Below are 23,769 nucleotides of genomic sequence, written 5' to 3'. Positions count from 1 at the left end.
AAATGTTTCTATGGATAAGGTATCCTGTTACCATTGCGGGGACCCCTGCGGTAACACGAAAGTAGTCTTTGACAATAAAACCTTTTGTTGCAATGGGTGTAAAACGGTTTACGAGATTTTCTCTGATCACGATCTCTCCTATTATTATGATTTACAGCAAGCTGCAGGGACTTCTCCAGCGGAAATCGAGGGCAAGTACGATTTTCTCGATACTCCTGCTATTGCTGAAAAACTGATCGAATTTCAGGACGGCCGCATGGCCATAATCAACCTGTATATCCCGAATATTCACTGTAGCTCCTGCATCTGGGTCCTTGAAAACCTGAACAAGCTGAATCCGCAGGTGCTGAATTCCCAGGTAAACTTCCCTAAAAAAACAATCCGGATTACCTATAACAGGGATTCCCTGAGCCTCAAGGAACTCGTAATCCTGCTATCCAGGATCGGATACGAGCCTTACCTTTCTCTGGAAGACCTGGGCAAAACAACTAAATCCAAAGACAGGAGCCTTATCTATAAACTTGGGGTGGCTGGTTTTGCTTTTGGGAATGTTATGTTCCTGTCCTTTCCCGAGTATTTCGATATAAAAGAAGCACAGGCGGCAGATTTCTGGCTTACGGAGTATAAAACCTTTTTCCGCTGGCTTATGTTTGCTTTTGCCCTGCCCGTAGTATTTTACGCGGGGCAGGACTACCTTAAATCTGCCTACAAAGGACTCAGGGCCCGCATGCTCAATATCGACGTGCCCATTGCCCTGGGGATTATTGCCCTGTTTACAAGAAGCACCGTAGATATTCTGTTTGATTATGGCCCCGGATTCTTCGACAGCCTGACAGGCCTGATATTCTTCCTGCTCCTGGGTAAATTTTTCCAGCAAAAAACCTATGCATTTCTATCGTTTGAACGCGATTATAAGTCGTATTTCCCTATTGCAGTAACCCGCTTACTACCCGAAGGAGGAGAGGAAAGTGTACAGGTTTACCAGATTGAGAAAGGGGATAGACTGCTAATTCGAAACCAGGAACTTATCCCGGTAGACGGCATCCTGATCAGCCCCAAAACGCATATCGATTACAGTTTTGTCACCGGAGAGTCAGCCCCTGTTCCCAAAAAGTCAGGAGATAAAATATATGCCGGAGGGAAACAGATCTCCGGAGCCGTGGAAATGGATGTCCTCAAACCGGTTTCCCAGAGCTACCTCACCCAGTTGTGGAGCAATGCAGCATTTCACAACCAGCATTCCTCAGAGTTCCGGACGCTTACCGATCGCATTGGCAAACGGTTTACCCTAGCTGTTCTAAGCATAGCCACGACAGCAACCATCTTCTGGCTGCTTACAGAGCCCTCTATGGCCTTAAATGTGTTCACCGCCGTATTGATCATTGCCTGCCCATGTGCCCTGGCACTCGCCGCTCCCTTTACCCTGGGCAACCTGTTGCGCATTTTCGGGAACCGAAAGTTCTATCTCAAGGATACAGATGCAATTGAACAGTTGGCCAAAGTAGATACCGCCATCTTTGATAAAACGGGAACCCTTACAAAATCCAACAAGGAGCAGGTTACCTATGAGGGAATTGTGTTAAATGAAGACGAGAAATCACTGCTGGTAAACACGCTCAGGGCCTCCAATCACCCCTTGAGCCGAAGCCTGTACAACCTTCTGGCAGACCACGATATCATTACCCTGGACGAGTACGAGGAAATACAGGGGAAAGGCTTGTCGGCCAGAGCCGACGACCAGCAGATTAAAATTGGTTCGGCTGCATTTGTAGGGAAAAATGAGGATGAGGAGACCGGAAAAACGGTGGTACACATCAGTGCTAATGAAACCTACAAGGGTTGCTTTGTGTTTCGAAATGAATATCGGGAAGGCATGTCAGAGTTGTTCCACAAGCTATCCGAGCAGATGGATGTGGCGGTACTCTCCGGGGATAACGAAGGGGAAAAAACCAGGCTGCAGAACCTCCTCCCCAAACTTACACCTTTGTTCTTCAACCAAAAGCCAGAAGAAAAACTCGAGTTTGTGAAAAGCCTTCAGGAGCAGGGAAAAAAGGTAATGATGGTGGGGGACGGACTCAATGATGCAGGTGCACTGGCCCAAAGTGAAGTAGGGATAGCCATATCAGAGAATGTAAACGTGTTTTCACCAGCATGTGATGGGATCCTGGATGCAGGCAAATTTGGAGAACTGGATTCCTACATAACAGCCTCACAGAAAGCCATGGGTATTATCAAATGGAGTTTTGTATTCTCATTTATCTATAACGTGGCAGGGCTGTATTTTGCCGTAAGCGGACAATTGGAACCCGTAATCGCGGCCATATTGATGCCCCTGAGTTCCATCAGTGTTGTGGGATTCACCACCATTGCCACAAACTATGTGGGAAGAAGATTAAAATAAATGGAAAAAGCTGACATATGTCATTTTTTGCCCTATTGAAGCAACTTAGTTTTACGCCAGAATTCAGGTAGGTATGAGTGTCATTTATGTATTGTTAACCATAAGTGTTACTGTAGCATTATTCTTTTTTATCGCATTTATTGTCTCCGTTAGGAGCGGGCAGTACGATGATTCGTACACTCCTTCCGTGCGCATGCTCTTTGAAGACGAACTTGTAAAAAAAGGCGATACCTCAAAGGAGAAAAGAACAAAAATCAACCCAACTAAATAATCGTCAAAAATTGTAATTATGGAAGTACAACAGTTTTATTACGATAATAAAATCGTAAAAAAATTCCTCTATGCCACCTTGTTTTGGGGGATCATCGGAATGCTGGTAGGGCTACTGCTGGCATTTATGTTTTTATTCCCGAACATTACAGATGGTATTTCCTGGCTGAGTTTTGGCAGGCTTAGACCCCTGCACACCAACGCGGTGATCTTTGCATTTGTAGGGAACGCCATTTTTGCCGGGGTGTATTACTCCACACAACGCCTGCTGAAGGCCCGGATGTTCAGCGATGTCCTGAGTAATGTCAATTTCTGGGGGTGGCAGGCCATTATTGTGGCCGCGGCTATAACCCTGCCCCTGGGATACACCACCTCAAAGGAATACGCAGAACTGGAATGGCCCATTGACCTGGCTATTGCTGTGGTCTGGGTGGCGTTTGGAGTGAACCTGATCGGTACCATGCTTAAAAGACGACAGCGTCACCTTTATGTAGCTATCTGGTTCTACATTGCTACATTCGTTACGGTTGCTGTACTCCATATATTCAATAGCCTCGAGTTGCCTGTTAGTGCATTAAAGAGCTATTCTGCCTATGCAGGTGTTCAGGATGCCCTGGTGCAATGGTGGTACGGGCACAATGCAGTGGCATTTTTCCTTACCACGCCTTTCCTGGGACTGATGTACTACTTCGTACCCAAGGCGGCTAACCGGCCGGTATACTCTTATAGGCTTTCCATAGTGCACTTCTGGTCCCTGATCTTTATTTATATCTGGGCCGGCCCTCACCACTTGCTGTATTCGGCACTGCCAGACTGGGCGCAAAACCTCGGTGTTGCCTTTTCCGTAATGCTCATTGCTCCTTCCTGGGGTGGTATGATCAACGGACTGCTCACTTTGAGGGGTGCCTGGGATAAGGTGCGTACTGACCCCACTCTCAAGTTTATGGTTGTGGCGATTACCGGCTATGGAATGTCCACCTTTGAAGGCCCTATGTTATCCTTAAAGAATGTAAATGCTATTGCGCATTTCAGTGACTGGATCATTGCTCACGTACACGTGGGTGCACTTGCCTGGAATGGTTTCCTGACCTTTGGTATGGTGTACTGGCTTGTGCCGAAAATGTTCAAGACCCGTCTGCACTCCGTGCCAATGGCCAATTTCCACTTCTGGATCGGCACTCTGGGTATAGTCCTCTACGCCCTGCCCATGTATGTAGCCGGGTTTACTCAGGCGCTTATGTGGAAAGACTTCAATCCGGATGGCTCCCTGGTTTATGGGAACTTCCTGGAAACAGTAAATGAGATCATCCCCATGTACTGGATGCGTGCCATTGGGGGAACCCTGTATATTGTTGGGTTTATTGTAATGCTCTACAATGTTGTGGTTACCGTTAGATCTGGTAGTAAAGTAGAAGACGAACTGGCAGAAGCACCAGCCCTTGCAAGAGTGAGCAAGAGAAGGATTGCCGGGGAAACCTACCATACCTTGCTGGAGCGAAAGCCTATACAGCTGACTATCTTTGCTACGATAGCGATCCTTATCGGGGGTGTTGTGCAGATTATTCCTACCCTGCTGGTAGAATCCAATATCCCAACTATAACCAGCGTAAAGCCCTATACTCCGCTGGAACTTGAGGGAAGGGATCTTTACATTCGCGAAGGCTGCGTGGGATGTCACTCTCAGATGATCAGGCCTTTCCGAAGTGAAGTGGAACGATATGGAGAATACGCTAAGGCCGGGGAATTTGTCTATGACCACCCCTTCCTCTGGGGTAGCAAGCGCACGGGTCCTGACCTGCTGCGTGTTGGGGGCAAATACTCAGACAGCTGGCACCTGAATCACATGTATGATCCTCAGAGTACTTCCTCGGGATCCATAATGCCTGCCTATCAATGGCTGGTGCGCAATGAGCACGACCGCAGTATGACGCAGGCTAAAATGGAAACCATGGTGAAACTGGGTGTTCCCTACACCGAAGAGGAAATCGCCAACGCAAAAGCTTCCATGGATGCCCAGGCCTTGCAAATAGAACAGAACCTGTATACGGATCCCGAATTTGCCCGCACGTACGAAGAAGAGAAAAAGTATGCTCAGGAGAACGGGGAGGAATTTGTGGAAATGCGTAACAGGGAGATTGTGGCCCTGATTGCCTATCTGCAAAGGCTGGGAACCGATATCAAAGTAAAAGAAACAGATCAATTATTATCCGAAAACAAATAGGTTATGCTCAAGTTTATTAAAAACCATATGGAAAGTATAGACGGGATAGCGACCTATCCGATAATATCCCTGACTATCTTTTTTGTCTTCTTTGCCATTCTTTTCTGGTGGGTAATGACCACATCCAAAGAACGTATCAAAGAGCTTAGTGAATTGCCCTTAGACGATAATCAACCTAAACCGTAATACCCATGAAAAACATGTCACCATGGTGGATTAGAATCCCCGTAGTTTTTTTCCTCATATTCGGATTGATGGAATATTTCATCGACTCCGGTGAAAAACCGGCCTTCCTGGAATACCCCATTACCCAGTTCTTCCTTTTGATGGTATTGCTCATCCTTGTAGCGATAGAACTTATCCTGAAGTCTATTGAGAACATCATGTTCCAGACCCTTTCAGAGGAAGCCCAGGAACGTTACCTGGAAGCCAAATCGAAAGGCTGGGAATGGAAATGGGGCAAGAAAATGTATCTCAAACTCCTTGGTTCCAAACCTATTGAAGCCGAAGGAGAAATTATCCTGGACCATAATTACGATGGGATCAAAGAGCTGGATAACAAACTCCCGCCCTGGTGGCTGTACCTGTTCTATGCCACCGTCATCTTTGGTGCAGTATACCTCGTGCGTTTCCATATTATTGGGGATTATGACCAGGAACTGGAATACGAAATGGAGGTGGCAGCAGCTCAGCTGGCTATTGAAGAATACAAGAAAACCGCAAAAGACCTTGTGGATGCGTCAACAGTTGAACTCCTCACTGATGCCTCGGACCTCAACGCCGGGAAAGTTATTTTCGAAACCAACTGCGCAGTATGCCATATGGTCGATGGTGGGGGTGGTATAGGGCCTAACCTTACCGATGAATACTGGATCCTCGGAGGAGGAATCAAAAACGTATTCAACACTATATCGGAAGGCGGGCGTGCCGGAAAAGGAATGGTACCGTGGAAACAAAGCTTGAAACCATCTGAAATTGCACAGGTGGGAAGCTATGTGCTTACCTTCCAGGGGACTACTCCGGCCAACCCAAAAGCCTCTGAAGGCGAAATCTGGGTAGACGAGAACGCTGGCACAGAAGATAATGCCCCTGAAGAAACCGCTCCGGAACAGGAAACGGATTCTACTTCAGTGGCTATGAACTAAGGAAGTGGCTTAATCACCGTTCAAATGAATGGGCATGGATGACAATTTCAGGGATTCGATAGGCACTATCAGTGAAGAAGGCAAGCGGGCCTGGGTATTCCCCAAGAAACCCAGCGGGCGTTTTTACGAGTACCGTAAATGGGTTAGTTATGGCCTGCTATTGTTCCTGTTCGCTTCCCCTTTTGTCAAGGTTGGTGGCAACCAGTTCCTGATGTTCAATGTACTGGAACGCCGATTCAACATCTTTGGTTTCCCTTTCTGGCCGCAGGATTTCCACCTGTTCGTTATATCCATGATCATTGGCGTGATATTTATAGCGCTCTTTACCGTGGCCTACGGACGCATCTTTTGCGGATGGATATGTCCGCAGACCATTTTCATGGAGATGGTATTCAGGAGGATAGAATACTGGATCGATGGAGATCGGGGTGCACAAATGCGACTTTCCCGCCAGCCCTGGAACGGGGAAAAGATCCGGAAAAGACTTTTTAAATGGACGGTGTTTTTCCTGATATCTTTCCTTATTGCAAATATATTCCTGGCATACCTGATTGGTAGCGACCAGTTATTGCAGTATGTAACCGAAGGACCTGCTGCACATACGAGCACTTTGATCCCACTACTCATCTTTACCTTTGTTTTCCACTTTGTGTTTACATGGTTCCGGGAACAGGTCTGCATCATTGCCTGTCCTTATGGGAGGATGCAGGGCGTACTGCTGGATAACAAATCTATTGTAGTCGCCTATGATCACAAGCGAGGTGAAGGTGTCAACGGACGGAAGAAGTTCCGCAAGAATGAGGACCGGGAAGCACTGGGCCATGGAGATTGTATTGATTGCCTGCAGTGTGTGCATGTGTGCCCAACCGGCATCGACATCAGAAACGGGACCCAATTGGAATGTGTAAACTGCACCGCCTGTATTGACGAGTGCGATACCATAATGGAGAAGATCAACAAACCCAGAGGGCTTATCCGTTATGCCAGCGAGGACAATATTGTGAACAAGTCCAAATTCACTTTTTCACCCCGATTAAAAGGGTATTCTGCAGTTCTGACTATTCTTATCGGGGTATTGATCGGGATGTTATTCCTGCGAAATGAACTGGAAGCGAATATCCTTCGCCTGCCCGGACAGCTGTACGAGCGCAAAGAGGGGAATATAATTAGTAATGTATATACCTACAAGCTGGTCAATAAAACTTCATCGGATATCCCTGATGTGAATTTTAAGTTGCTTTCGCATAAGGGCAAAATTGAGATGGTGAGCCAGGATACGTTTGAAGTACCTGCGCAGGAACTGGCAGAAGGAACCTTGTTCATTGAAATAAACGGAGCTGCCCTAAGTGGCGACAAAGATAAACTCAAAATTGGTGTTTACAGTAAAGGCGAACTGATAGAAACAACCACAGCACGCTTCCTGGCACCGAGGAGTTATAATTAAAAAAAAGGATATGAAAATTTCATGGGGTACGGGTATCGTACTGGCTTTTATAGCTTTTATCGTCTTTATTCTCTATTTCGTTGTACTGGCAAGTACAAGGAACCAGGCCAACCACGACCTGGTAACACGGGAGTATTACAAGGAGGAACTGGCCTACCAGCAGGAAATAGACGCACAACAAAATGCCCTTGACTATGCAAGGGCCACAACTTTTACCAAAACCGGAGAAGGGCTTATGATCACTTTTCCGGATGATTTCGAATTTGAAAATACTCAAGGAAAAGTGTCCCTATACAGACCATCCAACAAGCACCTGGATTTTGACTTACCCGTAAGTTTATCCAATACACATTTGCTCATACCTGACAAGCAGCTTGTGGATGGTCGTTGGGACATTCGTATTTATTGGTCGCACAATGAGCAGGACTACCTCATTAAAGAAAGTATCAACTATTAATCACTCCTATGTTACTTTCCGCACTGGTTTTGGGTTTGATGGGAAGCTTGCACTGCGTGGGTATGTGCGGGCCCATAGCCTTCATGTTGCCGGTGGATCATAAACTACCTGTTAAAAAGCTCGGGCAGGTAACCATATATCACGTTGGCCGGTTGATGGCATATGGTATTATCGGATTGTTATTTGGATTAATAGGCAAAGGATTGTATTTGTTTGGGGTACAGCAGAAATTATCCATTGCTATAGGGGCAATCATGATAATTCTGGTGCTAATCCCCTATAAATACCTGGGTCGGCTTAGCGTTGCTCGTCCTGTATATAAGGTTGTGGGTAAAATCAAAAGCTGGCTTGGCGAATCCCTCAAGAGCAAAAGCCCGGACACTTTCCTCACCATAGGATTTTTAAATGGGTTTCTCCCCTGTGGCCTTGTCTACATGGCCTTGCTCGGTGCGATTGCCTCAGGAGATCCTGCTTCCGGAGCACTGTATATGATTATTTTTGGCCTGGGAACAGTACCCTTAATGACGGCAACCGTGTATTTCGGAAGCCTGCTGAAAGGGTCGCTCAGACAACAAATCAAAAAAGCAATCCCGGTTTTCATTGTTATTATTGGAGTATTATTCATTTTGAGAGGTATGGGTCTTGGTATCCCCTATATATCCCCGAAACCCGGTATGAACATGCAGACAACGGAAATGGAATGCCATACTCCCTAAATCTTTTTTATTATCAGGCCAGACCTCAAATTCTAATTGTATGAAAATAGTATCCTTAGCAGAAGCAGCAGCCGTAGTTAAATCCGGAGATCGCCTGTTTCTCCAGGGCGCAGCCATGACCCCAAATACGCTTATCAATGGTATTTGTGAACGATATGAAGAACTAAAGGATGTGGAGGTCATCTCCATCCATACCGAAGGCCAGGTAAATTACGCCATTCCCCCTTACAATAAAGCCTTTAAGATCAACAGTTGCTTTGTTGGCGGAAACGTTCGCAAGGCTGTCAATACCAACCAGGGAGATTATATCCCCGTATTCCTGAGTGAGATTCACCTGCTGTTCCGAAGGAATATCCTTCCACTCGATATTGCTCTTGTACAGGTTTCCCCTCCGGACAGGCATGGATATTGTTCACTGGGAGTATCTGTGGACATTGTTATTCCGGCAATTCAAACGGCCAAGATGGTAGTAGCCCAGATCAACCCCCAGGTTCCTCGTACCCATGGAGATGGAATAATCCATATGGATAAGATAGACCTGGCCATTGAAGTAGACGCCCCTATTCATGTTTCCCCCATGACCCCTATCTCAGATGTTGAGCACGAAATAGGGCGGCATGTGGCCAATCTCATTGAAGACGGCGCTACGCTGCAACTGGGAATCGGAAACATACCCAACGCGGTCCTGACCAATCTGCACAACCACAAAAGGCTGGGAGTACACACTGAGATGTTCTCGGATGGTTTGCTTCCCCTCCTCGAAGAAGGGATAATAACGGGAGAGGAGAAGGAGATGAAAACAGGAAAGGTGGTAACGGCATTTGCGGCAGGAACAAAAAAGCTATACGATTTTGTAAATGATAATCCGGTAGTTCACTTTAAGGAAGCCGCCTATACCAATGACACTTACCTCATCAGCCGAAATCCCAAAGTAACCGCTATCAACAGTGCAATCGAAATAGATCTGACCGGACAGGTTTGTGCAGACTCTATTGGAACAAGGCTTTTCTCCGGTGTGGGAGGACAAATGGATTTTATTCGCGGGGCTACGATGTCTGAGGGAGGAAAACCCATATTTGCCATTTCTTCAGTAACTAATAAAGGCTTATCGAAAATTACCCCTACCCTTAAACAGGGAGCCGGTGTAACCACAACCCGTGCCCACGTACATTATGTTGTTACCGAGTACGGGGTGGTAAACCTGTTTGGAAAAAACCTGTATGAACGGGCCAAAGCACTTGTATCCATTGCACATCCGGATCACAGGGAAATACTGGACAGGGCAGCATATGACCGTTTTGGAAGAGGATAAAAAATAAAGGATGCTACCACTTGAGAAATATATAGACCACACCCTGTTAAAAGCTACGGCTACACCCAGCGATATTGAATCACTCTGTGAGGAGGCCTTGTATTACGGTTTTTATGCGGTATGTGTTAACAGCACTTACCTCCCTCTGGCCCGTGAAGTACTGGATGGTTCACAGGTAAGAAAAGCAGCCGTAATTGGCTTTCCATTGGGAGCTACCGCCACCCCGATTAAGCTGGCTGAGGCGGAATACTGCCTTTCCAACGGGGCAGACGAACTGGATATGGTAATAAACATTGGCCGTTTTAAATCTGGCCACTATTCTGCTGTACGTGAAGAGATAAGCAAGATCAAGTCCCTCATGGGTAATGGGCAGGAATTAAAAGTTATCATTGAAACTTGTTATCTTTCTGAAGAGGAAATACAAACAGCCAGCAGATTAGTTGTGGAAGCCGGGGGAGATTTTGTCAAAACTTCAACTGGTTTCGGAAGCAGGGGTGCCAGCCCGGAAGATATATCCCTGATCCGGGAGATAGTGGGAAATCGTTGTAAAATCAAAGCTTCCGGTGGTATTCGTGACCGCAAAACCGCACTGATGTATATCGAGCAAGGGGTACATCGTATAGGCGCTTCGGCTGGAGTAGCCATGATGAAAACAAAAGAATAAGCATGAGCTTGCATATTGAAGCCAAAGCAGGAGAAATTGCAGAAACAGTATTATTGCCGGGTGACCCACTCCGGGCAAAGTGGATAGCAGAAACCTTTCTGGAAAATGCCCGTTGTTACAACCAGGTAAGGGGTATGCTGGGATTCACAGGCACCTACAAAGGAAAGTCGGTCTCTGTACAGGGCAGCGGAATGGGGATTCCTTCAGCAATGATATACTACTCGGAACTTATCCGTGATTATGGAGTAAAAACTCTGATTCGCGTAGGTACAGCGGGCTCTTACCAGAAGGACATCCAATTGCGCGACGTTGTCATCGCCATGTCGTCCTCCACTACTTCTGCGATCAACCAGTACCGTTTACCAGGAAGCTATGCCCCCACGGCAAACAGTCAATTGTTCCTCAGCGCAGTTCGGTATGCCCGTGAGAATGGTATTGCATTCAAAGCCGGGAATGTGCTTTCAGCGGATGAGTTCTATGATTTTGACCCCGACAGTTATGAGATATGGGCCCGGTTTGGGGTGCTGTGCGTAGAAATGGAAACAGCAGGTTTGTATACCCTTGCCGCCCAACACGGGGTAAAGGCCCTTGCTATCATGAGCATTGCAGATCATTTGCTGACCAGGGAACGAATCAGTATTGAAGCGCGGGAACAGGGCTTCGGTGAGATGGTTAGCATTGCTTTGAATTGCACCAATGCAGAATAGGAATGAAAAGGAGGTTAAATCGGCTCGAAGTAGCGGAATCAAGGTTTCTCGAGGGTCCGCGATCCCGGATACGCGAATTCTTCTTCACTATTAGAGTACAGTTTAGCTTCATTAGGGCTTTTCGGAAAATGCACTTTATAGGCCCTTGCGTAACCGTATTTGGCTCTGCGCGCTTTGAAGCGGACAATCCCTATTACCAACAGGCGGAAGAAGTGGGTGCGGCATTGGCCCGACTTGGCTTTACCGTTATGACCGGCGGCGGTCCGGGAATCATGGAGGCCGCCAACAAGGGAGCATATGAAGCAGGTGGGCACTCCGTTGGCTGCAATATAATTCTACCTTTTGAACAGAAACCCAACCCTTATTTACATCGCTGGATAGACATCCCTTACTTTTTTGTTCGCAAGTTCCTGCTCATGAAATATTCCTATGCCTTTATTGTAATGCCGGGAGGGATAGGCACACTGGATGAACTTTTCGAATCCCTCACCCTGATCCAGACACAAATGATTGCTGATTTCCCGGTAGTCATTATGGGTAAAGAATATCACAAGGAACTATATGAACATATTCAGCTGATGGCTAAAAACGAGAGTATCAGCCCAAATGATATGGACCTCCTTTTCATGACAGATTCCGTTGAAGAGATGGTTGCACATATCCAGACACATGCAATTAAGCGGTTTAACCTGGTGAAAATGCAGAAAAAACCAAAGTGGTGGTTTGGGGAATGGGGCACCAAAGCATCCGCTCGCCGATGAAGAAACCCCGTCCAAAATCATTCCGACATTTAGCAGGCCTGAAAGTAACAGCGGTATTCTCAAATTGTGGCAAGTACCGCTACCTGATGGAAATCAAAAGAGTTCAGGAAACTTCGGGAAAACAGGTATGTGCAATTATGCTGAACCCAAGCATAGCCAACGAAAACCAGGCCGACAAATCCGTGCAATTCCTGGAAAAACTAATTTTTGAGAAGCCTTCTGCTTATTTTAAGGATATTAGTGAACTGACCATCGTTAACCTGTTTGCCCATATCCAAACCCGCAGCTTTCAGGGAAATCCCAAACAGGTAGGACCCTTGAATGATCATTATCTACAATATGCAATCTCCAAAGCACATATCGCGTTAATCGCCTGGGGGAAAACCTGCGGGTTTCCGGAGCGTCAAAAGGTTGTAATGCGTTTTCTGGAGGAATTTCCTGAAAAACCCGTGCTCCAGACGAGATCTCATCCTTCTCGAGGGACTTACAAAGATTTTGTGCATCCTTTTAGCACAAAGGAAAAGGGACCCTGAAGCAAAGTCCCTTTAAAAATATATGGATGCTGGTTATATCTTGAACGTAATTACCGGGATTTTGGAATGATTAGCAATATCCTCCCCAATGCTACCCATAAAGAAGTGAGATAAGCCCTTTCTTCCATGTGTGGGAATACCTATTACATCGGCATTGATTTTCTCAGAAAAATTCAATACCCCTTTTTCAACACTGTAGTCATTAAAGATATTGACCTCATGGTCCGTTCCGGCCTTTTCCATAAAATTGGAGATTTTTTCCTGCGCATCCTGGTCGCTCAGGAAATTATCACCGGGTGTATTGATATACACCATGTGAAAATCTGCGTTGAGTTTTTCCGCAAAGCTCCAGGCCTTATGGAAAGCTCCCAAGCTTTCTTCCTTAAAGGCACAGGCAAAAACAAAGGTATCTACTTTAAAGTCTTCCATTTCATCTTTTATCACCAATACCGGTACTTCGGAATGGCGTACCACTTTTTCGGCATTGGATCCCACAAAAATCTCCCTGAGGCCATCGCTGCCATGTGATCCCATCACAATCAAATCGGCACCATGCCTTTCCACCACATCATTCACCTCTCCAAAAACCTTGAAGTGTTTAATAATGGGGGTAACTTTTTTTACCCCTTTCAAATAGGCTTTGTCCAGGAAATCACTTATGCGTTTCTCGGCAAGTTTCAGCAGGAATACTGTTTGTTCCGGGTGAAAACCTTCTGATGATGAAATCATGGCTTCATTCAATTCAAGCATATGCAAAGCCAATATCTGAGCATCGTATTGCTTGGCCAGGGAGGCTGCCACTTTAAGCGCATATTCGGACTGTTCGGAAAAATCAACGGGGACAATAATGGTTTTCATGATTCAGGAATTTAAGGTGAATATACCATACTTAGATGGTCATTGAAAATAACTGGGTTTCCGGGGCTTTGCGCTGCATTCGCAGGTCAAAGGCCATACAAATGTTCCGGATAAAGGGCCTTCCTTTTTCCGTGACGATCAATTCCGTGGGGGTTATAACCACAAGACCGTCCTGTTCCATCTCCCCTAATCTTTCCATCGCATGGGCAAGCTCCGGAAACTGCTGATCCTGTTGATCCCAGGATGTGTGGAACCGGCACATCAAATTGAGTATGTGTTTTCTTATAATCCGATCCTCTTTGGTGAGGATGTGGCCACGATATATCGGGATAATGTTATTATAAACCAGGTGTTCGTATTCCTCAAGGCTCTTGACATTCTGGGCAAAACTATACCAGCTGTCACCAATACTGGAAACTCCCAGTCCAATCATCAATTGGGTGGTAGAAATGGTATATCCCATAAAATTTCGGTGTATGCTGCCATCTTCCATGGCTTTATACAAGCTGTCGCTTTTCAGGGCAAAATGATCCATGCCTATCTCTTCATAGCCGGCTTCAATTAGCAGTTCCCTCCCCCATTCGTACTGGTGCTGTTTGTCCCTGGGGCTGGGGAGGTCAGAATCCCTGAACCCCCTTTGTCCGTTGCCCTTTAACCAGGGAACGTGGGCATAACTGTAGAATGCTATACGGTCTGGCATCAGCGACTTGGTCATTACTACTGAAGCCTCTACGTGTGAAATGTGCTGGTGCGGCAGTCCGTAAATAAGGTCGTGCCCCACTGAAGTATAGCCTATTTCCCGGGCCCATTCAGTTACATTTTTTACGTTCTCAAAGGGCTGAATCCTGTGTATAGCCTGTTGAATGGATTTGCTGTAATCCTGGATACCAAAGCTCACCCTCCTGAAGCCCAGGTTGTACAATACCTGCATATGCTTGCGTGTGGTATTGTTGGGGTGGCCCTCGAAGCTGAATTCGTAATCCTCGGCCCGGTCTGCCCATCGGAATATGCCATTAATGAGCATTTCCAGGTGCTCGGCAGAGAAAAAAGTGGGGGTACCACCACCAAGGTGCAGTTCTTTGATTCTAGGTCTCGCCCCCAATAAGTCGCAATACAGCCTCCACTCTCTGAGGAGGGTTTTTATATACGGGACTTCTACATCATGCCGTTTTGTGATTCGCTTGTGGCAACCGCAGAAGGTACACATGCTTTCACAAAAGGGAAGGTGAATGTACAGGCTTATCCCATTCTCCTGATTGCTTTCATCAAAGCTTCGTTTCAGGGATTCTTTCCAGCGCTTGCCGGAGAAGGTATCCATGTCCCAATAGGGTACTGTGGGATAACTGGTGTAACGGGGGCCTGGAACGTTGTATTTGGCAACTAAACTGGACATAACTAGCACTTTCTCACAAAGCTAACTGCTTTGCATACTGCAAAAAATGATATAAATCAGTTTATCTTATCGTTAAAAAACGGAAATACATCTACTCTTCCTTTCAGGTTGGCCCATAAAACCTATTTTTGCCAGCATAAAAGATATCTATGATTTTGTTGCTCATGGCTGCCGGAAAAGGGAGCCGCTACGGAAAACTAAAACAATTTGATGGCCTTGGGCCAGAAGAGGAGTTCCTGATGGAATTCAGCATCTACGATGCCCTCCAGAATGACTTCGACCATATCGTGGTTATTACCCAGAAAAACAATGTGGATTTCCTCAGGGACTATCTCAGTCCGCGATTACCGGACGGGATCAGGCTCGATGTACTGGCTCAGCAATTGGAAGACCTTCCTGCAGGAATAGAATTTGATGGGGAGCGAGCCAAACCCTGGGGTACTGCCCATGCAGTATGGACAGCAAGGGAAGTCATAGATGCCCCCTTTGTGGTTATTAATGCTGATGATTACTACGGAAAAAATGCATACCGCAACGCCGCCCAGTTCATCAGATCCGAAGATGGCTCAGATGCCTTTGGTCTGGTAGCCTATACCCTGAAGGATACCCTTTCCGAGCACGGCTCTGTATCCCGAGGGGTTTGCGAGCAGGAAGGAGATCAACTGCTATCCGTAGTTGAACGTACCAAAATACAAGAGCAGGACAATGGTATTGTGGATACAGATTCTGGCTTAACATTTACCGGTGAGGAATTGGTGAGCATGAACTTCTGGGTATGCCAGCCAACGATATTCGATCAGATCACCAAAGACCTGAAGGCATTTATTGCTCAGGGAGATAACCTGGAACGTGGAGAAGTTTATCTGCCATTTGTAATACAGGCAATGCTCAAAAGCCAGCTGGCAGAAGTAAAAGTGATACCTTCAGAAAGCTTGTGGTTTGGTGTTACCTATCTTGACGACAAGGAGAAGGCTATGGAAAAACTTCAGGAAATGACAGGTGCCGGGGGGTACCCTAGTCCGCTCTGGCCCGCAGTGACTGTGTAAACAAAGAATTTTCATATGGGACAAAAGGAAATACATGCTGTACTTAGCGGTTTCCCTGTCCCCCCTCATCCTTCCGGGATCCGGCCTCTGGATTCCGGTTACATCAACCGTTCCTTTGCTATAGAATATGAAGGAAAGCCTACCTATGTACTGCAGCAGTTAAATTCTGCGGTCTTTGAGGATGTGGAAAGCCTTATGGAAAATTTAAGGCGTGCACTGACCTTCCTGCAGGACCCGAAGTATTGTGGCCCTGAACTTATTCCTGCCAAAACAGGGGACGACTGCATAAAAACGCCTTCCGGAGAATACTGGCGCCTAATCACCTATGTCCCTGACAGTTTTAGCAGCCTGTTTTGCACTAGCGAACAAATGGCCTCAGAAACAGGAAGAATTCTGGGATTATTTCATCAGTTACTGGGAAAAGCCGATCCCGGAGGTTTTAAAGATTTCCTTCCCGGGTTCCAATCGCTCCGCAAACGATTGGAGCAGTTTGACGAGGCACTATCCTCAGCTTCCGCAGAACGATTGGAAAAAGCAAAAGCGGCTATTGGATTCGCACAGGCTAAAAGAGAGCCGTTGCTTGCGAAGCAAAATTACAGCTTACCCCTGCGTGTTTGCCACAATGACACCAAAATGAGCAATTTCCTTTTCTCTAAAAGGGACGGAAAAGGGCTTTGCCTGATCGACCTGGATACAGTAATGCCGGGTTATTTTTACTATGATTTCGGGGATGCCCTGCGAACGGTGGTTAACCCCTCCGCGGAGGATGAACGCGATCTTGATAAAATTACCTTTAATCGAAGTTATTGTGAAGCATTTATATTTGCCCTAAGCAAAACGGCCCCTGAGCTTAATATTGAGGAAATTAAATCGCTTCCTCACGGGGCGCAAATGATGCCATACCTTCATGGAGTAAGAGCTTTGACAGACTTTCTGCTGGGGGACCGATATTATCAGGTAAGTTATCCCAGCCAAAACCTGGACCGTTCCCTCGCGTTGTTCCGGTTTGCCTCACTGGCGGAGGAAGAAACCTCGTTTCTGGAGGAAGTGATTGGAAAATACTTTCTGAGCTGATCTTATCTATTTGAATGCCTGGTGTCCTGTGATATCTGCCCCGGTGATAAGCAGGTGGATATCATGGGTTCCTTCATAGGTAATTACAGACTCCAGGTTCATCATATGCCGCATTATACTGTATTCACCAGTGATTCCCATACCACCGAGTACCTGTCTGGCTTCCCTTGCTATCTTGATGGCCATTTCCACATTGTTCCGTTTGGCCATGGAAATCTGGGCCGTGGTAGCCCTGCCTTCGTTTTTGAGTTGTCCCAGACGGAAAGCCAGCAATTGTGCTTTGGTAATTTCCGTAATCATTTCAGCCAGCTTCTTCTGCTGTAGTTGTGTAGCTGCTATGGGCTTACCAAACTGAACACGTTCCTTGGCATAACGAAGTGCCGTATCGTAGCAATCCATAGCGGCACCAATGGCGCCCCAGGCTATGCCGTATCGGGCAGAATCCAGGCAGCCCAGAGGGGCCCCAAGTCCGTTCTTACCCGGCAGCAAGTTCTCTTTCGGGACCCTTACATTGTCAAAGATCAGCTCTCCTGTAGCTGAGGCCCGAAGTGACCATTTGTTGTGGGTTTCAGGAGTGGAGAATCCTTCCATGCCACGCTCCACGATAAGCCCGTGGATCCTTCCCTCTTCATTCTTAGCCCAGACGATGGCAATATCTGCAAAAGGTGAGTTGGAGATCCAGAGTTTTGCCCCGTTGAGCAGGTAGTGATCACCCTCATCCTTGAAATGAGTAACCATACCTCCGGGGTTGGAACCATGGTCGGGTTCAGTTAGCCCGAAACAGCCCATCAATTCCCCGGTTGCCAGTTTAGGGAGGTATTTTTTGCGTTGCTCTTCGGTCCCGTATGCATAAATGGGATACATTACCAGTGATGATTGCACGGAAGCAGTGGAACGCACACCGCTGTCGCCCCTTTCAATCTCCTGCATGATAATGCCATAACTGATCTGATCCAGGCCAGCACCTCCGTATTCCACGGGAATATATGGACCAAAAGCACCAATTTCAGCAAGGCCATTCAGGATCTGTTTCGGGAATTCTGCCTTTTGGGCATATTCTTCAATTATGGGTGAAACATCCCGTTTTACCCAGCTGCGTGCAGCATCCCTTACGAGCTTGTGTTCCTCGCTTAATAAATCATCTAAATTATAGTAATCAGGGGCTTCAAAGAGGTCGGGTTTCATTCTTTAATGGTTTTGAACAAAGGTACTTAATGCCCCCGTATCAACCAATGCAGCCTTATACTATTTCAAGGGAATTCATCTCGGGGTTTATTATTCTTTCAGTTGCTTAAAAACTTACTGAGAAGCAGATGAAAATGATGAACCCCCTGTTCACGGGTTGGAGAAAATCTGCCTGCTTTATAGAACCTGGATGACAGTCCTTTTTGAACACCCTCAACAACTTCTTCATCTTCCAGCTCTACTTTATCAAGACCAGTACCTGCCCCTTTATCCAATTTGGTGGGATCGTAAACATAACTGATAAAAGAAACCTTTGTTTTGTCTTTAGCCAATGGTTGGACGAGGTTCAATGATAATCCCCATGGATAGAAATTAAACATCATATTGGGAAACACCCAGTAGTAATAGGCAGCTATCTTCTTACCGTGGTCTATATGCCCATTTGGCAATTCAAAAATATCCTCATTGTCCCTGGCATAGCCAATTTGCAGGTTCATATGATCGTAAAGCACGGTTTCATAATCTCCATAATCCAGCACGGCATTAAGATCCTCATGAACGAAAGGAATATGAAACCCTTCCAAGTAATTATCGCAGTAGAGTGCCCAATGCGCATTGATGTAATAATCCTTATTACGGGATTCATCAAGATGGAACCTGTTGAGCGGAAGGAATCCTACGCGTTCGTTCATTCCATCGATCACGGATTGAAAATCAAAAGCAGGGTTCAGGCCAGCGAATAAAAAAGGACCCCATTGACGAAGAGGAAAGTCAAACAAGTCATCGCAATCCCTCGGAAAATCACTGGTTTCGGCAAATTCGGGCATATGTTCAAAATGGCCGCTAAGTGTAAATCTGCGGCCGTGATACCCACATATCAGTTTCTTTGCCTTGCCCCCTTCCTGAACTACCAGGTTACCTCTGTGTGTACAAACATTACTAAGACAATGAATCTTATCGGACTTGTCCCTGGTAAGAACCAAAGGCTCATCCAAAAACCCCTCCAGTAAAGTGAAAGGCAAGGTACCACCTGTAGCATCGAGGTTTCTCCTGTCCCCTATCCATTGCCAGGATTTGTAGAAAACCTTGTCCCTGATAGCTTCAAATACTTCTGGGTCCCTGTAAAAATGAGCCGGCAAGGTTTTAGCCCTGGTAATATCAGGGTCAATACTGAATTTTTGAGACACTCTCTTTTTAATTAGTACATTTAAAAATATATAATTCTTTTCAGAACCAACCTAAACCGATGAATCAAAACGATAATAAAAAACTGGGGTTATGGATGAGTACCTCGCTGGTTATTGGCAATATGGTTGGGGCAGGCGTTTTTATGATGCCTGCTGCCCTCGCGGCATATGGAGGAATCAGTATTATGGGTTGGCTGGCTTCTTCATTGGGTACTTTTGTGCTGGCCCTGGTTTTCAGCAAGCTCAGTAAATTGTTCCTGGATAAAAGCGGTGGGCCCTATGCTTATACAAGGGCGGGCTTCGGTGAATTCGCTGGTTTTTTGGTGGCCTGGGGGTATTGGATTTCAACCTGGATAGGTATAGCTGTAATCGCCATTGGCTTTGTAAGCGCCCTGAGTATTTTATTCCCAATATTGGGGAATAATTCCTTGATTTCTGTTTTAACGGGACTAAGTGCTATTTGGCTGCTCACCTGGATAAACACCAGAGGGGTAAGAGAATCGGGAAAAATCCAGGTTGTCACAACCATCCTTAAACTCACCCCCATACTAATGATTATTATTGGGGGCTTTTTCTTTTTTAATATTGACAACTTTATCCCCTTCAATGTAAGTGATTCATCAAGTTTTGAAGCTATTGCAATAACCTCAACGATGACACTCTATGCTTTTTTAGGGTTTGAAAGTGCAACTATTCCCTCAGATAACGTAAAAAACCCCGGAAAAACCATCCCTAAGGCCACCATCCTGGGAACCTTAATAACCACTATGGTTTATGTATTGGGAACAGCAGCTGTTATGGGAATGGTACCAATGAAGGAACTTGAGATCTCACCGGCACCCTTTGCAGATGCCATGGGGATAATGACAGGAGAACTTGGACGTGGGCTGGTAGCCGGTGGAGCTGCAATTGCTGCCTTTGGCGCCCTTAATGGGTGGATCTTAATTGTTGGTCAAATGCCAAAGGCTATAGCAAAAGATAAACTCTTTCCGGGTATTTTCAAGAAAGAAAATAAAAAGGGTATTCCCGTTTATGGAATGATCATTGGGAGTGCACTGGCCTCTATAGTAATGCTGATGAATTATACCGAAGGCCTGGTAGAGCAATTCAGGTTTCTAATTTTACTGGGCACCATGATTGCCGTAGTTCCATATCTCTTTTCCGCTGCCTCCTATGTTAGCATCCTTTTAGAAAAAAAGTTGCCTTCCCAGCCATGGTTGGGAATATACGGCATGGGGAGCCTGGCCTTTTCCTATTCCCTTTGGGCCCTGTTTGGCGCAGGGGAAGAATCGGTATTCTGGGGATTTATTATGTTGATGATAGGCATACCCTTTTATGTATTTGTCAAATGGAAAAATAAAGACCAAACATAATAGTCAGATGCAAAACACCTGTCAGTCTGAATACAAAAAATTGAAATATGTATTCATCAAAACCGTAAAGGATGCCTTTATTAGCGAGGAGAAGCTAAAAAATGAATGGGCTGCCCACAACTACCTTTCCAAACCTGATCTGACCAGGGCGATAGAAGAATACGAAGAATTCAAAAAATTACTTTTCAAAAAAATACCCCACATAAGCTGTTTCCCCGAATCTGAATTTGTTACAATAGATTCTATTTATTGCCGTGATGCCAGCATTGCTACAGATCATGGAATGATTATTTGCAATATGGGAAAGCACGCCAGGGCCCTGGAACCGAAGGTGCAAAAAGAATTTTTTGACGCCAGTAATATTCCGGTTCTTGGCACCATTAAAGCCCCGGGTACGCTCGAAGGAGGTGATGTTGCCTGGTTGAACAAAAATACGTTGGCCGTGGGCCATACTTATCGCACAAATTTATCCGGCATAAAACAATTAAAAGAACTGCTGGCTCCTTACAATATTGAAGTTTTGGTAGCAGAACTTCCCCATTACAAAGGCCCTTCGGATGTTTTTCATCTAATGTCTATTTTAAGTCCGGTAGATAAAGACCTGGCAGTCGTCTATTCCCTACTCATGCCAATTGCATTCAGGAATGAACTACTAGACCGTGGTTTTTCCCTTGTGGAGGTGCCCGAACATGAATTCGAATCTATGGGTTGCAATGTACTGGCTGTAGCTCCAAGGGAATGTATAATGGTGGCAGGAAATCCACACACCGAAAATGCTTTGCGAAAAGCAGGGTGCACAGTTGATACTTATGCAGGGCAGGAAATAAGTTACAAAGGCGGGGGTGGTCCTACCTGCCTCACACGCCCCATTTACAGAATGGATTAACCTTACATTTTCAGGTAAAAATCCCGGGTTAGTGCAATGTAATCCTGTGTATATACATGCCTCCCCATCTCAATGATAAGCTCGTCGTATTCGAAGTTTGTTTTACCCCGGGCGAACGCGATAAGGCTTCGTTTTACAGGTGCTTCAGGGTTGCCGCGTACAGCTAGTACCTTAATAGGGTGCAAATCTTCAGTTGCTGCTAGGTCGGTAAAAGATGTTACTTCCTTATGAGGTAAAATGACAGCAAAAATGCCCATGGGTGCCAATAGTTGCCCTACGCCTTGCAGAAGGTCGGGAAATGGCAGAAACAGGTTCTGCCTGGCCAGGTCCCGGCTGGGTTCTGCGCTTGCCTGTACTTCGGAATGAAAAGGGGGGTTGCTGATGATAAGCTCGTACTGATCTTCCACTTCCGCAACAAATTCCTGCAGGGAGGCGTGATAGGCATAAAGGCGGTCTGACCATTGTGAGGCTTCGAAATTTTCCACACATTGTTCAAAGGCCAAATCCTGTATTTCTATGGCGTCGATAATTTCGGCCTGACTGCGCTGGGCGAGCATAAGGGAAAGCAGGCCCGTTCCTGCTCCTATATCCAATATGGAAACCGGATTATGAAATACAGGTGCCCAGGCACCAAGCAGCACACTATCCGTGCCTACTTTCATGGCACAGCGGTCCTGGTGGATCGTAAATTGCTTGAATCGGAAGGGTTTACTCCTGCTCATTGTGAATGATTAGGACAAATACAGCTCAACCAGGCCTTCCGGGGTGGCTACATGTATGGTTTTGTTTTGACGGTCCACCTTTAGGATGATCTCATCATTTATAGGAATCAGCAGGGTTTTCCCATCTTTTTCAGCCTCAAAGAGGGCTTGAGCCACACTGTCGTTCACTCCTTTGATTACGCCAATATCACCGTGTTTCTGATCCATCAGACTGAAACCGATAACCTCATGGTAGTAAAACTTGTTCCCCTCCAGTTCAGGCAATAGCTCCAGGGGCAGGTATAACCCGGAACCAACCAGATTCACAGCCTCTGGCTCATCATTCACCTCTTCAAATTTGATACGCAGCAGGTTAGATTTATGGAGCCTGCAGCGTTCAATAAAAAATGGAACCAGGCTGTTTCCTCTTGAAACAAACACTGATTCCATGTTTTCGTATATCCCGGGTTCGTCGGTATCCAATTTTACCAGGACTTCCCCTTTATAGCTATGTTTTGCAACAATCTTGCCCAGGTAGAAACAATCTTCCTTACGCATGGTGTTGCCGGCTTCTCTATTCTTCCTCAGCAGATGCCTCAGCCTCCGGAGCAGTCTCTTCTGTAGTTTCTTCTACCGCTGTTTCGGTCTCAGCAGCAGCCTCTGTTGCTTCTGCTGTAGTATCTTCAGCCTGTGCTTCTTCAGTGGCAGCTTCTGCTTCAGCCAATTCTGCAGCTTCCGCTTCTGCGGCGGCCTGAGCACGCTTCTCGTTTACTTCTTTCTCAGCCTCAAGTGCTTTGGCCCTGGCATCAGCTTCTGCTTTTTCAAGATTGCTGGCCTTATTGGCGATAGCTTTTTCCTTATCAGCAACCCAGGCCTGGAATTTCTCCTCAGCCTGTTCTTCGGTTAAAGCTCCTTTTTTAACCCCACCTTGCAGGTGATGCTTTAACAAAACTCCTTTGTAAGAAAGGATACGTTTTGCGGTGTGCGAAGGTTGAGCTCCGTTTTCCAACCATTTTACAGAGCTATCCACGTCGATATCTATGGTAGCCGGATTGGTGTTGGGGTTGTAGATTCCTAATTTTTCAAGGAATTTACCATCTCTCTTGGCGCGGGAATCCGCAGCTACTACCCAATAGAAAGGTTTCCCTTTTTTTCCGTGTCTTTGAAGTCTGATTCTTACTGGCATATCACATTAATTTTGCAGGGTGCCCGACCCTCAGTTATTAATTCTTTATTCCTTAAAAGGACGGCAAAGATACTTTATTTCTTTTAATGCACAATGCTTTGGAAAACATTATTTTAAGGCCTGGTAATCAGCAGAATATTCTGAATATAAAAATGAGGATGTCTGCCTTTTACAACAGGTAGTGCGAGTGCGTTAATAACTCCTGATAACTACCCTTTTGCCCATTAGTTCATTTAGCTATTTTTATAG

Annotated in this window: 24 protein-coding genes; 17 read left to right on the top strand and 7 right to left on the bottom strand. The window is 45.9% G+C overall.

Annotated features, from left to right (window positions below):
• Positions 1-10: 10 nt before the first annotated feature.
• From OO016_RS05000 to OO016_RS04940, 13 genes are all read left to right on the top strand, one after another.
• The gene (locus tag OO016_RS05000; RefSeq protein ID WP_266011345.1) at positions 11-2,401 is read left to right on the top strand and encodes a heavy metal translocating P-type ATPase; all 2,391 of its coding nucleotides are present in this window, start codon (positions 11-13) and stop codon (positions 2,399-2,401) included.
• A gap of 73 nt (positions 2,402-2,474) precedes the next feature.
• Entirely contained in the window at positions 2,475-2,672 is a 198-nt protein-coding gene (ccoS, locus tag OO016_RS04995) for a cbb3-type cytochrome oxidase assembly protein CcoS (protein ID WP_266011344.1), read from the top strand.
• Positions 2,673-2,690: 18 nt separating this feature from the next.
• A complete protein-coding gene (gene ccoN, locus OO016_RS04990; protein WP_266011343.1) occupies positions 2,691-4,892 on the top strand; it encodes a cytochrome-c oxidase, cbb3-type subunit I in 2,202 nt (733 codons plus the stop codon).
• Between the two features lie 3 nt (positions 4,893-4,895).
• Complete coding sequence (locus OO016_RS04985) at positions 4,896-5,078, top strand: CcoQ/FixQ family Cbb3-type cytochrome c oxidase assembly chaperone (protein WP_266011342.1); 183 nt, start codon at positions 4,896-4,898, stop codon at positions 5,076-5,078.
• 5 nt (positions 5,079-5,083) lie between these two features.
• A complete protein-coding gene (locus OO016_RS04980; protein ID WP_266011341.1) occupies positions 5,084-6,037 on the top strand; it encodes a cbb3-type cytochrome c oxidase N-terminal domain-containing protein in 954 nt (317 codons plus the stop codon).
• Positions 6,038-6,071: 34 nt separating this feature from the next.
• The gene (gene ccoG / locus OO016_RS04975; RefSeq protein WP_266011340.1) at positions 6,072-7,481 is read left to right on the top strand and encodes a cytochrome c oxidase accessory protein CcoG; all 1,410 of its coding nucleotides are present in this window, start codon (positions 6,072-6,074) and stop codon (positions 7,479-7,481) included.
• 10 nt (positions 7,482-7,491) lie between these two features.
• Positions 7,492-7,938 carry a FixH family protein gene (locus OO016_RS04970; protein ID WP_266011339.1) on the top strand — a complete coding sequence of 149 codons (447 nt, stop codon included), beginning with the start codon at positions 7,492-7,494 and terminating at the stop codon, positions 7,936-7,938.
• Between the two features lie 8 nt (positions 7,939-7,946).
• Positions 7,947-8,654: a sulfite exporter TauE/SafE family protein gene (locus OO016_RS04965; RefSeq protein ID WP_266011338.1), complete on the top strand. Its 708-nt coding sequence runs from the start codon at positions 7,947-7,949 to the stop codon at positions 8,652-8,654.
• Positions 8,655-8,694: 40 nt separating this feature from the next.
• On the top strand, positions 8,695-9,966 hold the full coding sequence (locus tag OO016_RS04960) for an acetyl-CoA hydrolase/transferase family protein (RefSeq protein ID WP_266011336.1): 1,272 nt from the start codon (positions 8,695-8,697) through the stop codon (positions 9,964-9,966).
• 10 nt (positions 9,967-9,976) lie between these two features.
• Entirely contained in the window at positions 9,977-10,630 is a 654-nt protein-coding gene (deoC, locus tag OO016_RS04955) for a deoxyribose-phosphate aldolase (protein ID WP_266011334.1), read from the top strand.
• A 2-nt stretch (positions 10,631-10,632) separates the two neighbouring features.
• On the top strand, positions 10,633-11,337 hold the full coding sequence (gene deoD, locus OO016_RS04950) for a purine-nucleoside phosphorylase (RefSeq protein WP_266011332.1): 705 nt from the start codon (positions 10,633-10,635) through the stop codon (positions 11,335-11,337).
• A gap of 2 nt (positions 11,338-11,339) precedes the next feature.
• Positions 11,340-12,098, top strand: coding sequence for an LOG family protein (locus OO016_RS04945; protein ID WP_266011330.1), 759 nt, complete (start codon positions 11,340-11,342; stop codon positions 12,096-12,098).
• The gene (locus OO016_RS04940; RefSeq protein WP_266011328.1) at positions 12,095-12,631 is read left to right on the top strand and encodes a DUF1643 domain-containing protein; all 537 of its coding nucleotides are present in this window, start codon (positions 12,095-12,097) and stop codon (positions 12,629-12,631) included. Before OO016_RS04945 ends, OO016_RS04940 begins: the two co-directional genes overlap by 4 nt.
• Before the next feature lie 33 nt (positions 12,632-12,664).
• Here OO016_RS04940 and OO016_RS04935 read toward each other — a convergent pair whose 3' ends face one another.
• Together OO016_RS04935 and hemN are read right to left on the bottom strand one after the other, a co-directional pair.
• On the bottom strand, positions 12,665-13,489 hold the full coding sequence (locus OO016_RS04935) for a universal stress protein (RefSeq protein WP_266011326.1): 825 nt from the start codon (positions 13,487-13,489) through the stop codon (positions 12,665-12,667).
• Between the two features lie 31 nt (positions 13,490-13,520).
• Positions 13,521-14,882 carry an oxygen-independent coproporphyrinogen III oxidase gene (hemN, locus tag OO016_RS04930; protein WP_266011325.1) on the bottom strand — a complete coding sequence of 454 codons (1,362 nt, stop codon included), beginning with the start codon at positions 14,880-14,882 and terminating at the stop codon, positions 13,521-13,523.
• 149 nt (positions 14,883-15,031) lie between these two features.
• Here hemN and OO016_RS04925 point away from each other — a divergent pair, with 149 nt between their 5' ends.
• Positions 15,032-15,928, top strand: coding sequence for a nucleotidyltransferase family protein (locus OO016_RS04925; protein ID WP_266011323.1), 897 nt, complete (start codon positions 15,032-15,034; stop codon positions 15,926-15,928).
• Positions 15,929-15,943: 15 nt separating this feature from the next.
• Entirely contained in the window at positions 15,944-17,002 is a 1,059-nt protein-coding gene (locus OO016_RS04920) for a phosphotransferase enzyme family protein (protein WP_266011321.1), read from the top strand.
• Between the two features lie 6 nt (positions 17,003-17,008).
• Here OO016_RS04920 and OO016_RS04915 read toward each other — a convergent pair whose 3' ends face one another.
• Together OO016_RS04915 and OO016_RS04910 are read right to left on the bottom strand one after the other, a co-directional pair.
• Positions 17,009-18,187 carry an acyl-CoA dehydrogenase family protein gene (locus tag OO016_RS04915; RefSeq protein WP_266011319.1) on the bottom strand — a complete coding sequence of 393 codons (1,179 nt, stop codon included), beginning with the start codon at positions 18,185-18,187 and terminating at the stop codon, positions 17,009-17,011.
• A 98-nt stretch (positions 18,188-18,285) separates the two neighbouring features.
• Positions 18,286-19,374 (bottom strand): aromatic ring-hydroxylating oxygenase subunit alpha, encoded by a 1,089-nt coding sequence (locus tag OO016_RS04910; RefSeq protein WP_266011317.1) that lies wholly within the window; start codon positions 19,372-19,374, stop codon positions 18,286-18,288.
• Positions 19,375-19,469: 95 nt separating this feature from the next.
• Here OO016_RS04910 and OO016_RS04905 point away from each other — a divergent pair, with 95 nt between their 5' ends.
• Together OO016_RS04905 and OO016_RS04900 are read left to right on the top strand one after the other, a co-directional pair.
• Positions 19,470-20,747 (top strand): amino acid permease, encoded by a 1,278-nt coding sequence (locus OO016_RS04905; RefSeq protein WP_266011315.1) that lies wholly within the window; start codon positions 19,470-19,472, stop codon positions 20,745-20,747.
• 7 nt (positions 20,748-20,754) lie between these two features.
• Positions 20,755-21,633, top strand: coding sequence for a dimethylarginine dimethylaminohydrolase family protein (locus OO016_RS04900; protein WP_266011313.1), 879 nt, complete (start codon positions 20,755-20,757; stop codon positions 21,631-21,633).
• Positions 21,634-21,635: 2 nt separating this feature from the next.
• On the opposite strand, the gene OO016_RS04895 is transcribed toward OO016_RS04900, so the two are convergent.
• From OO016_RS04895 to OO016_RS04885, 3 genes are read right to left on the bottom strand one after another with little or no spacing between them, the layout of a single operon-like run.
• The gene (locus OO016_RS04895; RefSeq protein WP_266011311.1) at positions 21,636-22,355 is read right to left on the bottom strand and encodes a tRNA1(Val) (adenine(37)-N6)-methyltransferase; all 720 of its coding nucleotides are present in this window, start codon (positions 22,353-22,355) and stop codon (positions 21,636-21,638) included.
• A gap of 9 nt (positions 22,356-22,364) precedes the next feature.
• Complete coding sequence (gene rimM / locus OO016_RS04890) at positions 22,365-22,892, bottom strand: ribosome maturation factor RimM (RefSeq protein ID WP_266011309.1); 528 nt, start codon at positions 22,890-22,892, stop codon at positions 22,365-22,367.
• A 16-nt stretch (positions 22,893-22,908) separates the two neighbouring features.
• Positions 22,909-23,520: a 30S ribosomal protein S16 gene (locus OO016_RS04885; protein WP_266011307.1), complete on the bottom strand. Its 612-nt coding sequence runs from the start codon at positions 23,518-23,520 to the stop codon at positions 22,909-22,911.
• Between the last annotated feature and the right edge of the window lie 249 nt (positions 23,521-23,769).

The sequence above is a fragment of the Lentiprolixibacter aurantiacus genome, from assembly GCF_026241225.1.
Classification (GTDB): domain Bacteria; phylum Bacteroidota; class Bacteroidia; order Flavobacteriales; family Flavobacteriaceae; genus Lentiprolixibacter; species Lentiprolixibacter aurantiacus.
The sequence above is the reverse complement of the archived record's forward strand: the minus strand, read 5'-3'. Positions and strand labels throughout refer to the sequence as shown.